An 11535-nucleotide genomic window follows, 5' to 3' on the forward strand; every position below is an offset into this window, starting at 1 on the left:
TATTTTAGCGCCAATGGGCTCGTGCCGGGGTCGATGCCATCGTTGCTCAAGGTGTGGAAGCCGGCGGCCACCTCGCTGGCGAAATTACAACAATGGCGCTGGTACCGCGGGTCGTGGACGCGGTAGCTCCAGTTCCCGTGATTGCAGCCGGAGGTATCGCCGATGCGCGCGGCTTCGCCGCCGCTCTCGCCCTCGGAGCGCAGGGGGTGATGATCGGAACGAGGCTGATTGCCACGACAGAAGCCTACGCACATCCGGTCTATAAGCAGAAGGTTATCGACGCGGCTGAAGATCACACGGTGCGGACGACACTTTTCGGTCATGGCTGGCCCAATGCGCCACATCGCACCCTGCGCACGTCCTTTGTCGAGCGCTGGTTACCAGATGAGGCGCGTGGCAGTGAACAGCGCGCCGATGAGCCGCAGATTGGCGAAACCAAGATCGGCGGCCGGGCAACGCCACTCCTGCGCTTCATGGGCTTTCCACCGACGCCAGATGCCTCGGGCGATCTTGACTCGATGGATTTTCTTGCGGGACAGGGCGTCGGTTTAGTCAATGCGATTAAGCCCGCAGCGGATATCGTCCACGAATTGGTGGATGGTGCTCGGCAGCTGATTTCGCAGCTCGCTCTGTCAGCTCAAGCACCACACGGATGACGGCTAAGGGTCATTGGACTAAGCCGCTCGCGCGGTAGGGCACGACGGCCGGTGGCACGGCAAAGAGGATAGCGCAGCGAGGCGTCCTGCCTTATTCCACTTTACCGAAATTCGGATTTGTCGTACAAGCGAAACACCATGGCCCGAGACAAGGGGCGGATCGCGATCGTCACGAACCGCGGGCTGGGGTGCGATGGACGCGACGGCGGCGGGCGCGGATGGCATTGCACGGCGGCTTTGGCCGTGAGCAATTGCCTTCGCGCGAACGACACGACGCCGACAGCGTCTTCGCACGGCCGCGAGGGTGAGCACACGCCAACCTTCGAGGATGCACGCGAAGACGTGCGCGGACGGAGAAGTCGTGTGGTCCTGACGTCCGGGGTCTGTGCGTCAAGTCTTGCGGTGATGTGTGTTGCCCAACCGGGCGCGCGCGTCAGCCATCCGAAAGGCGACGGGGGCAATAGTGCATCGCTCCCCGAGGAGAGCACGAAGGACACCGTTAAAACCATTCGCGCAGGGAAGGCCGGGCGATCCGGCGAAACCTGTGGTCCACCCCGTGTGCATTTCTGTCGCGCACGGACCTGCGGGTGCCAGCCGGCGCCCGGCCTTCCCTGCGCCCTTGTCTTCATACGGGCTCTTCATACGGGCGGCGCGACGGAGCAAAACTCGGGCGAAACGCACCGCGAGAATGTGGACTCTCGCCCGCTGTTTGAAACGTGTATCGGCGCGACGCTAAGTCTAGCCCCACTCTCACTGTCATCGCCCGCCTTGTGCGCACTTGCGCACTGGGGCGGGCGATCCAGTACTCCGAGACGGTTGTGAGAGAGCACCCCGCGGCCGATGCGGCTCACAGGACCTCAATACTCGAAAGCGACACCGCAACTTGCAGCGGATCCTCAGAGATCGATGCCGACCGCGATGTTACGGCCCATCAATTCGGCGAAGGTAGTCGTGTGCGCGTACAGCTTTGCGAATGCCTCGTCCTTTGCCAATGCTTCCTGTACCTTTCCGTACACTTCCCAACTGGAATAGCGCGTAGCGACAAGAAACTCCCCGGCCCACGTACCAGTGTGAAACCGAGAAAGCCGAAGAAATTCTGCGCCATGTTTTTCGAAGATCGCCTTCGCCTGTTTGGCAGTCTTGATCATTTCCTCAGGCTTGTCGCTCTTGAAGCGTGTAAATTGTACAATGGCCATGACCTAATCCCTCCGTTGAGCCCCCACTGATTAGGTCTGGGAGTGGCCGCAGAGGTTCACAGGAATTCCCTAGGATGCAGGGTCCGAGTTGGGTTGAAAGCTCGATCTGCAGCTTCAGATGAGCGATCCACGTATGCTGCGGGTTGCGCCAGTCGATCGCCTGATAAGCCCCCAGCCGTCCTATTCGTGGTCGAGTAAACAGGAAAAACGAGTAGTCCTTTTAAATCAAACCACTTCAGTGTAGGCTAAATGACTTCCATGTGGCGAAGTCGTATTTCAGATGCGCTGCAAATGGTCATTGGTGAAGGTGGTCGTGCAGAGACCCTGACGCGTTAGACATTTTACCCGGCGTGATCACCTTTTTTGCAGGAGGAAAAGGTCATGCAACATGCGCAATACCAATGGATTCAAAGCCGCGGCTGGACTCCGGAATTGCCGGCTGCCGAGGCCGGCTCGCAGAGGCTCATATTTACATTCGGTGCAAAGCAGTTGCTGAAGGACAGAGCGCTGACGGGCGAGCTTCAGGATCATTTTCCCGGGGCGATGCTGATCGGGGGCTCGACCTCAGGCGAGATTGCCGGGGATGAAGTGACGGACGACTCGTTGGTGGCGACCGTTATAGGTTTCGATCAGACGAACTTCCGGGCAGCCCACGCGACGATTGGCGAGGGACAGACCAGTTTCGAGGTTGGAAAGGAGCTTGCCCGACAGCTGAACGACAACACGCTGCGCCACGTGTTCGTCATGTCGGACGGCTTGAAGGTCAACGGATCCGAACTGGCGAAGGGTATCGCCAGCGGCGTCGCCTCTACCGTGTCGGTGACCGGCGGGCTGTCCGGAGACGGCGCCAACTTCGCCGAAACCCTGGTTGTCGACGAAACCGGCGCCGGTCCGCAACGCGCGGCCGCCATCGGCTTCTACGGTGACCATCTCAAGATTGGGTATGGTTCGATGGGAGGCTGGGAGTCGTTCGGGCCGATCCGCGAGATCACGCGGGCCGAAGGAAACGTGCTCTACGAGCTCGACGGGCGGAGCGCGCTCGATCTCTACAAGACGTATCTCGGGGCGCATGCCGAGAAGCTGCCGGCATCCGCCCTTCTGTTTCCCATCGCAGTCACCGAGGCCAACTCCAAGGTGAGCGTGGTGCGCACCATCCTGTCGATCGACGAGCAAAACAAGTCCATGACCTTCGCCGGCGACATCCCCCAGGGCGGAACTGCTCAGCTTATGAAGACCAATGTTGACGATCTCGTTGAGGGCGCCAGGGCCGCGGCCGAGACGAGCATGAAGGGACTCGGAGGGCAGAAGCCGGATCTGGCGCTGCTGGTCAGCTGCGTCGGGCGAAAGCTCGTGATGGATCAGCGCACCGAGGAGGAGACCGAGGCCGTACGGGAGGTGCTCGGCGACGATGCCACCATCGCGGGGTTCTACTCCTACGGTGAACTCGCGCCGTTCAGCCAGGGCGAAGCCTGCCGGCTGCATAATCAGACGATGACGATAACCGTGTTTTCGGAGCACTAGAGCGCGTTTTCGAGCGAAAATGGGACGCCGGTTCGCGTGAAGAAAGCCCGTCAAAGCATAGAGCAGGGTTCAAGAAAGCGTAGCAAATTCGAGGAACGATCCTACTCAGGCACGAACTGTACAGCGGGATGACAGCTCCGCGGAGCCGGCGTCCCGCTTCTACGGGGAGTTTGGAATGCATAGCCTCCTCAGTCGCCAGCTTCGGAAGCATCTCAGCATCAAGGACCAAGTTCCGGAGGAGCTGAAGGCGTTCATCGCAGCCGTCGATGCCGGCTATACCAGTGCGGACAATCAACGCGCACTGCTCGAGCGCTCGCTCGAACTCAGCTCGCAGGAACTGTCGGAGGCCAACGAGCGGGTGCGGCTGGCATCCGAGGAGATCGCGCTCAAGAACAAGAGGCTGGAGGCGCTATCGAGCAAGCTCGCCAAATACTTATCGCCGCAGGTCTATGATTCGATCTTCTCCGGCAAGCAGGAAGTTAGAATTACGAGCGATCGCAAGCGGCTAACAGTCTTCTTCTCGGACATCGCCGGCTTCACCGAGACGTCGGAGAGGCTCGAATCCGAGGATCTGACGCAGCTTCTCAACCACTATCTGACAGAGATGTCCCGGATCGCGCTGTCCTTCGGTGCGACCGTCGACAAGTACGTTGGAGACGCCATTGTCGCATTCTTCGGTGACCCGGAGACGCAGGGCGTCAAGGAGGATGCCCTCGCCTGCGTCAAGATGGCTATCGCCATGCGTGAAAGGCTGCATGACCTAAAGCACGTCTGGCGGGATGCGGGCGTCGAAAAGCCGCTGGAGTGCCGGATCGGTATCAACACGGGCTACTGCACCGTCGGGAACTTCGGCAGCGAGGATCGCATGGAGTACACCATCATCGGCAGCGGCGTAAATCTCGCGGCGCGGTTGGAGACTGCTGCTGCGCCGGGCGAGATCCTCGTTGCCTACGAGACCTTCGCGCACGTCAAGGATCAGGTCTACTGCGAGGAGTGCGAGCCGATCAAGGTGAAGGGCTTCAGCCATCCCATCCATACCTACCGGGTGATCGACCTCCACGAGAATTTGAAAGAAAAGCACGAGGTTCGCGCGGAGATGGCCCACTTCAAGCTCGATGCCAATTTCAAGTTGATGTCCGACGACGAGCGACAGGAGGCTACCCTGCTGCTGCGCGAGATGCTGGCGCGACTCTCCATTGACAGTGTCGCCGTTCTATCGCCGGTCCGCCTCCAAGCGGAAGCCTGAGCCTTACGCCGTCGGCCTCGGCACGGCCAACCCTTGTTTCAGCGAGGGCGACACGAGCAAAACTCGGGCGCAATGCGCCGCGAGAAGGCGATGGTGTGCCTGCTGTTTGAAATGTGAACTGGAAAGCGATGACCTCGCCACTTGCGCCGTCATTGCGAGCGCAGCGAAGCAATCCAGGCTGTCTCCGCGGAAAGATTCTGGATTGCTTCGCTGCGCTCGCAATGACGAGGAGTAGCCACGCGCACAATACAATCACCCTCACTCGGGATGAAGAGATGAGCGAGTTTGCCGCAGTTGGACTATCGCATCATCATCCGCGCAATCGCCTCGCCGATCACCACCGTCGTGAAGTGGGTGTTGGCGCGGCAATCGGACGGCATGATCGAAGCGTCGGCGACGCGCAGCCCAGCGATGCCCTTCACCGTGCCGTCGGGATTGACCACGCCATCAGTGTCATTGACGCCGGCCATGCGGCAGCTGCCGGCGGCATGCTGGATGTCGCCGGTCTCACGGCGCAGCAGCGCATCGAGCTCGTGATCAGGGAGCGCCGCAGCCTGCGGCAGCGTCAGATCGGTGTCAGCCAGCCTTATCCAGTCGGCGATGCCGGCCAGCGCAGGTTGGACCGTGAGCGCGGCCAGTCGCTTCACCGCATCCATCATCCGCAGCATGTCGCGGGGATCGGCCAGCATGTTCTCCTCGACGACCGGATCGACCTCGGGGTCGATCGAGGCCAATCTAAGCACTCCACGAGAAAACGCGTTGAACAGCCCGGCGCCGATAGCGCCGGGCACGCCGATGCCGCGGTGGTTGAAGGCGATCAGGATCATGTCGCGCTTGCCGCCGCCGGCCAGGCCGGAGGAATAGGTCACGCAGCAATTGGTGTGGCGGGTATCTGGGTCGGTGGGCCGGAGATCCTCGCGGAGCTGGATCGTTGCGCGAAACAGCGGGTGGTCGAAGAAGTGCCGGCCGACGGGCAGGTCCTGCTCGACCGCGATTCCCATCGCCTTCAGCTCGTCGGCCGGTCCGATGCCCGAGCGCAGCAAGATCGCCGGACTGTGGATGGCGCCGGCACAGAGCACGATCTGGCGTGCGCTCAACTCGCTCGTGCCCTGACCATCGACATGGATCCGGACTCCGGTCGCCCGGCCGTCCTTGATGATCACGCGGTCGACCAGCGCCTTGCCGCGGATCTCCAGATTGGCACGGCCGCGCGCGGGCTCCAGATAGCCCTCGTTGGTGGTGATGCGCCGGCTGTCGCGGCTGTTGATCGGATAACAAGCCACGCCCTCGCCGTCCGGACCGTTGAGGTCGGCGCACCAGGGATAGCCGCTCGCCAGCGCCGCGTCGCGCAAGGCCCGATCGATCGGGCCCCATTTTTCCGGCGGCGCGCGGTAGACCGGCAGCGGTCCGCCGCGTCGATGGCCTTGGACGTCGCCGAACTCCAGATCATCCTCGATCACCGAGAACAGCGGCATCACGTCCCTGGCCGACCAGCCAGTGCAGCCGTTGGCGGCCCATTCGTCGAACGCATCGGCGACGCCGCGGATGGCGATCTGGCCGTTCATCATCGATGAGCCGCCCAGCCCCTTGCCGCGCCAGTAGAAGCGCGGCTCCTGCCCCGCCACCCGGCGCGTCAGCAGATCAGGCCACTGCCATTTTTCCTGAAATTCGCGCTTGTGGATGATCGGGATGGGATTCGGCGTCATCACTTCCCAGGGCGCCTCGTCGGCGCGCCAGTCGAGCCCCGCTTCGAGCAGCAGGACGCGCCTTGAGGGATCCTCGGAAAGCCGTGCCGCAACCGCGGCGCCGGCGGAACCGCCGCCGACAACAATGACATCGTACATCGCGTTACTTCTCAACGTTCCAGAAAACCAGGATGGCGAAAATGAGCGAGATTTCGCCAACTGCCCGATCGGCGGCCGACGGGGCGAACGGGCCCCCTCAGAATCGCCGGTGCTCGATCGTACATCACAGCCTGGGTCTCGGAAGCGTTGTTCTTGCGACCCTCTTCGGCGCCCGCCTCGCATCCCAACTTGCCTGGACTCCCCTGTAGCCCTGAAAGACGGTAAGAAGGTCAGCTCGAGGGGGCGGAGCCGTGGAATCGCTTTCGCATCAGAACGCCAGGCTGGGCCGAAGACCCGTCGTGGTGCTTTTGCTTCTGTCCCTGCTGCTGGGCGTTTGCTTTGGCGCCATGTACTACGTCGGCGATCTGTCGACTCTTCAGCGCGATAATTCCGCGCAAGAGGCGCGCACCGCCTTGCGCGATGTGGCCGACCCGGAGCAACTCGATCAGGCGGTCAAACTCCATCCTTCGAACAAGCTCCTCAGGCTCTTCGCTTTGGCAAGTAAGGACGCAAACGAAATCGATGCAGCCGCCCAGAGATTGCTGAACGAACTCGAACCAAAGCCCCTTCCGAAGCTCGGTGCTCTCGGCACATTGAGCCGCAGCGACCTTGAGGCGTTGCGCCGCGATCTGAAGAGTGCGGCAAGCGATGCCGCAAGCGTCGCACCGCGCTATGCCGCGCAGATCAAGGCCACACGGGACCAAGTGGAGAAGGACGCCCGATCACTCGGCGTCGGGGACGACTGGCTATCCGGTGTCATGGCGATGATCGACGAACAGCATGCGGCCTGGATTGCGCTCACCTCCAAAATGCTCGCCGCGCGCGCGGACTACTATAGCGCCTACGAAAAATGCGTCGCACTGCTGCTCCGCGAGTTCGGAATCTACAAGGTCACGAACGGTCAGCTCGTCTTTCCCTTTCAGTCCACGGCAGACAGCTACAACCGCGCCGCGACCGCCATGACGGCCGCGGCCGAACGCACGTCCGAGCTCGACGGCGAAAGGAAGACCCTGCGACAGTTCCAGCTGAGCCGAGCGAAAGCTTTCGTCGGCGATTAGCGCCTCCGCCGCGCCCGCGAACGCCGGGCCCCTACCCGATCTTCCGTCCGAACTTGTTCGATTTCGGAAATCCCTTCGGCGGCAGGCGGCCGGCGTCGGCGCGCGTGCCTTGCCACTCGGCGAGGTCCTTCATGGTCGCGCTGAATTCGCGGCCGGCGGAGTCTTTCCAGGTGAGACCCGCCTTGGCATCGAACACCGCGATGTCGGAGAGGCCGCCGTCCTTGTATTTCTGCAAGCGCACGCCGCGGCCGCGGGCCATCTCGGGTACCTGGTCGAGCGGGAAGACCAGCATCTTGCGGTTCTCGCCGATGACCGCGACGGTATCGCCGAGCACCTCGGTGATCGCGCGCGCCTCGTTCGGCATGTCGACGTTGAGGACCTGCTTGCCCTTCTTGGTGGTGCCGACGCAATCGTCCTCGTTGACGACGAAGCCCTGGCCTTCGTGGCTCGCGACCAGGAATTTGCGGCCGCCCTTGTTGACGAACAGCGCGACCGGCGCGGCCTCCTGCTCCATGTCGATGAACATGCGGATCGGCTCACCGTGACCACGCCCACCCGGCAGCTTGGCGACATCGAGCGAGTAGAATTTGCCGTTGGTGGCAAACAGCAGCAACTTCGAAGTGGTCTCGGCAAAGAAGGCGAAGCCGAGCTTGTCGTCGGTCTTGAAGGCGAGCCCCGACAGGTCCTCCATGTGCCCCTTCATGGTGCGGATCCAGCCCTTGTCGGAGACGACGACGGTGACCGGTTCGCGTTCGACGAAGGCTTCCTCGATCGCCGCGAGATCGTGCTCGGGCGCATCGGCGAAGGTGGTGCGGCGCTTGCCGAGCGGCGTCTTGGGCCCGAACAGGTCGCGGACCTTGCCGACCTGCTCGCCGACCTTCTTCCACTGCTCGCCTTCCGAGGCGAGGAGCGCGTTGACGCCCTTAAGCTCGTTGCGGAGGTTCTTGTCCTCGGTGCGGATCTCCATTTCCTCGAGCTTGCGCAGCGAGCGCAGCCGCATGTTGAGGATCGCCTCAGCCTGCACCTCCGTGAGCTTGAACGCCTTGATCAGCGCCGGCTTCGGCTCGTCCGCGGTGCGGATGATCCTGATCACCTCGTCGATATTGAGATAGGCGATCAGAAGGCCGCCGAGAACTTCCAGCCGGTTCTCGATCTGGACCTTGCGATAATTGGTCCGGCGGATCAGCACGTCGCGCAGATGGTCGAGCCATTCGCGCAGGGCTTCGGCAAGGCCAACCACCCTGGGGATGCGGCCTTTCATCAGCACGTTGAGGTTCAGCGGGATCTTGTTTTCCAGCTCGGTCAGCCGGAACAGCGATTCCATCATCAAGGCGGGATCGACGTTTTTCGACTTCGGCTCGATCACGAGACGAACGTCCTCGGCCGACTCGTCCCTGACATCGCCGACCAGCGGCAGCTTCTTCTGGTCCAAAAGCTCGGCGATCTTCTCGACCAGACGCGACTTCTGCACCAGGAACGGAATCTCGGTGACGACGACCACCCAGGTGCCGCGGGCGCCCTCCTCCTGCTCCCATCTGGCGCGCACCCGGAACGAGCCGCGGCCGGTGGTGTAGGCCTCCGCTATCGCCTGCTTGGAATCGACGATGATGCCCCCGGTCGGGAAATCCGGACCCTTGACCCATTTGAGCAAGGCCTTGGATTTCGCGTCGGGCTTCTCGATCAGATGCAGCGCCGCGTCGCAGAGCTCTGCCGCATTGTGCGGCGGAATCGACGTCGCCATGCCGACCGCGATGCCCTGCGCGCCGTTGGCGAGCAGGTTCGGGAAGCCGCCCGGCAGAACGATGGGCTCCTTCGACTGACCGTCGTAATTGGGGCGGAATTCGACCCCGTCTTCGTCGATGCCGTCGAGCAGCAGCCGCGCGACATCGGTCATGCGCGCTTCGGTGTAGCGGTAGGCGGCGGGGTTATCGCCGTCGATATTGCCGAAATTGCCCTGGCCGTCCACCAGTGGATAACGCGAGGAGAAATCCTGCGCCAGGCGCACCATGGCGTCGTAGATCGCCTGGTCGCCGTGCGGGTGGAACGAGCCCATCACGTCGCCGACGATCTTGGCGGATTTCTTGAAGGCCGTACCCGGGTCGAGCCTGAGCAGGCGCATGCCATAGAGGATGCGCCGGTGCACCGGCTTCAGCCCGTCGCGCGCATCCGGCAGGGCGCGGTGCATGATGGTGGAGAGCGCATAGGCGAGATAGCGCTCTTCCAGCGCGTCGCGCAGTTGCACCTCGTGAATTTCAGCCGGCTCCTCCGGCGGAATCAATCGTTTTCCCATGCCGCCCGGTTAAACCGTGGAAGCGAATCGGGCAAGGATCGATTGGTTCCTGTGGGCGGCTACTGGCCAGCCCAGCCCGCGGTCACGGCTTGAGTCTGCGGCTTTTGGGCCTGCGCGGTGCTCGGAGCATTGGTCAAGCAGCGCCGGGCTGTCTCGATCTCGGCTTCCGTCGCGCCCTTGGACCGCGCCCATGCTTCTGCCGCTGCGGCCGAATATTTGGCGACATAGAACCTGACGACGGTGCAGGAGGCGCGGCGAAACAGTCCTGGCTGTTCGCCGGCAATTGCGTCGGGCGCCAGCGCGACCAGCGCTGCCGATACGATAAATCCTTTGATCATCAGGTTATCCCCGGGATGGAACCCGAGGGCAAGTCCGCGAAACCCGGTTTGGTTCCAGGAAAAGTGCCATCTTATTAAGCAATGCAGCGGCGCAATGAAGTCATGGCGCCGGAATTGCCGCCCTCGCCTGTTGCCGCGTCAGCGCGTTGATAAAGCCGGCCCGCGCATCAGAATGCCCCTGCCCACGCGGCTCCAGCACGTAGCGCAGCAGGAACAGGCCGGTCAGTCGAAAGCCGTCCTGGAGATCCTGGTCCGTGAGCTCGCTCGTGGTTTCGCCGTGGCGCAGGAACGGTGGCAGTCGCAACAGCCGGTCGCGCCACGGCTCGCCGGCGGTACGCGATACTGCACCGCCGGATTTGGGCGAGACGTAGATCAGGTCCGTGGTCTCGCCCGTAACGGCGCATTTTTCCAGCCCCAGCCGGAAGCCGAGCTCAGAGAGCATCGCCAGTTCGAAATAGATCACGTGCACAGCCGCGCTGCCGATGTCGTCGAAATCGTCGAGCGAATGCTCGAGCATCGCATAGATCTCCTCGTGCGGGTCGCGTTCCGGCAACAGCCGCGCGATCGAGCTGAGATGGGTAACGCCGTAGACGCCGTGGGAGGATCCCAGCAGCGTCGCCGCGCGCAGCTTCAGCCCCTCAATCGCATAGGTGCCGAGATGCTCGTCAAGCCGCGCCCGCCAAACCGCAGTGACGCTGTTGCCTGGCTGCAAGAGCGGCCGCATCCGCGAACCGGCGCCGCCGCGGACGAGGCCGAGATGCCGGCCGTGCGCACGCGTCAGCAGCTCGACGATGGCGCTGCTCTCGCCATGCCGCCGCACCCCCAGCACGATGCCTTCGTCGGTCCATTCCATGGGTGGAGTGTAGCGCATTTCGACGGATCGTAGGGTGGGCAAAAGCGAAGCGTGCCCACCAGTTTTGATCAACCGCGCGCCGGCGGTTGCGGTGGGCACGGCGCGCAGGAGCGCGCCTTTGCCCACCCTACGGCGTCGCGCGGTCTCACGCGTTGAACCAGCCCCGGGCGTTTCCGGTGAAGGAGAAATACAATCCCATCGCCGTCAGCACGCAGGAGACGATCTCGATGGCGCTGTCGAGTTCCATGCCCTTTTCGCCGATGATCTGACTGAGCGAAATCACCGACAACACCAGCGCCGCCGCCAGCACCCAGCGCGGCCAGTTCTTGCGCCAGTGCGCCGCGAGCCGGACGAAATAGACCAGCAGCAAAATCATCCCGCCGGCGAGCAGCGTCGCCGTCATGATCATCTGGTCGGTCATTTCTGTCGTGGGCGTGCGGTCCTGGACCGCGACCGACAGGGCGTCCAGCATCAGCGATGCATAGAGCAGCGCTTCGAAGCGCTGGACGTTGCTGGGTACGCTCATCAGATAC

The 11535-nt window shown here is 62.7% G+C and carries 8 protein-coding genes and 2 pseudogenes; 4 read left to right on the forward strand and 6 right to left on the reverse strand.

Annotated elements, in window-relative coordinates; translation table 11 throughout:
* Positions 1–26 precede the first annotated feature (26 nt).
* Positions 27–656: pseudogene (locus tag FXV83_RS32875) on the forward strand (NAD(P)H-dependent flavin oxidoreductase); the annotation flags it as partial.
* 896 nt (positions 657–1552) lie between these two features.
* Here the strand turns inward: FXV83_RS32875 and FXV83_RS32885 are convergent.
* Complete coding sequence (locus tag FXV83_RS32885) at positions 1553–1852, reverse strand: hypothetical protein (protein WP_148743720.1); 300 nt, start codon at positions 1850–1852, stop codon at positions 1553–1555.
* Positions 1853–2233: 381 nt separating this feature from the next.
* Between FXV83_RS32885 and FXV83_RS32890 the strand changes: the two genes are divergently transcribed.
* Together FXV83_RS32890 and FXV83_RS32895 are read left to right on the forward strand one after the other, a co-directional pair.
* Positions 2234–3373, forward strand: a complete 1140-nt coding sequence (locus tag FXV83_RS32890) for an FIST signal transduction protein (RefSeq protein WP_148743721.1) — start codon at positions 2234–2236, stop codon at positions 3371–3373.
* 373 nt (positions 3374–3746) lie between these two features.
* Positions 3747–4619, forward strand: a pseudogene (locus FXV83_RS32895) (adenylate/guanylate cyclase domain-containing protein); the annotation flags it as partial.
* A gap of 299 nt (positions 4620–4918) precedes the next feature.
* On the opposite strand, the gene FXV83_RS32900 reads toward FXV83_RS32895, so the two are convergent.
* Positions 4919–6463, reverse strand: coding sequence for a GMC family oxidoreductase (locus tag FXV83_RS32900; protein ID WP_148743723.1), 1545 nt, complete (start codon positions 6461–6463; stop codon positions 4919–4921).
* Positions 6464–6714: 251 nt separating this feature from the next.
* Here FXV83_RS32900 and FXV83_RS32905 point away from each other — a divergent pair, with 251 nt between their 5' ends.
* Entirely contained in the window at positions 6715–7521 is an 807-nt protein-coding gene (locus tag FXV83_RS32905; RefSeq protein ID WP_148743724.1) for a hypothetical protein, read from the forward strand.
* A gap of 31 nt (positions 7522–7552) precedes the next feature.
* Here the strand turns inward: FXV83_RS32905 and parC are convergent, their stop codons facing one another.
* The 4 genes from parC to FXV83_RS32925 form a co-directional block, all read right to left on the reverse strand.
* Positions 7553–9811, reverse strand: coding sequence for a DNA topoisomerase IV subunit A (gene parC / locus FXV83_RS32910; RefSeq protein ID WP_148743725.1), 2259 nt, complete (start codon positions 9809–9811; stop codon positions 7553–7555).
* 59 nt (positions 9812–9870) lie between these two features.
* Positions 9871–10152 carry a hypothetical protein gene (locus tag FXV83_RS32915; RefSeq protein ID WP_148743726.1) on the reverse strand — a complete coding sequence of 94 codons (282 nt, stop codon included), beginning with the start codon at positions 10150–10152 and terminating at the stop codon, positions 9871–9873.
* Between the two features lie 97 nt (positions 10153–10249).
* Entirely contained in the window at positions 10250–11002 is a 753-nt protein-coding gene (recO, locus tag FXV83_RS32920; RefSeq protein ID WP_148743766.1) for a DNA repair protein RecO, read from the reverse strand.
* 145 nt (positions 11003–11147) lie between these two features.
* The gene (locus FXV83_RS32925; protein WP_148743727.1) at positions 11148–11528 is read right to left on the reverse strand and encodes a hypothetical protein; all 381 of its coding nucleotides are present in this window, start codon (positions 11526–11528) and stop codon (positions 11148–11150) included.
* Between the last annotated feature and the right edge of the window lie 7 nt (positions 11529–11535).

This window comes from Bradyrhizobium hipponense (assembly GCF_008123965.1).
Taxonomy (GTDB): domain Bacteria; phylum Pseudomonadota; class Alphaproteobacteria; order Rhizobiales; family Xanthobacteraceae; genus Bradyrhizobium; species Bradyrhizobium hipponense.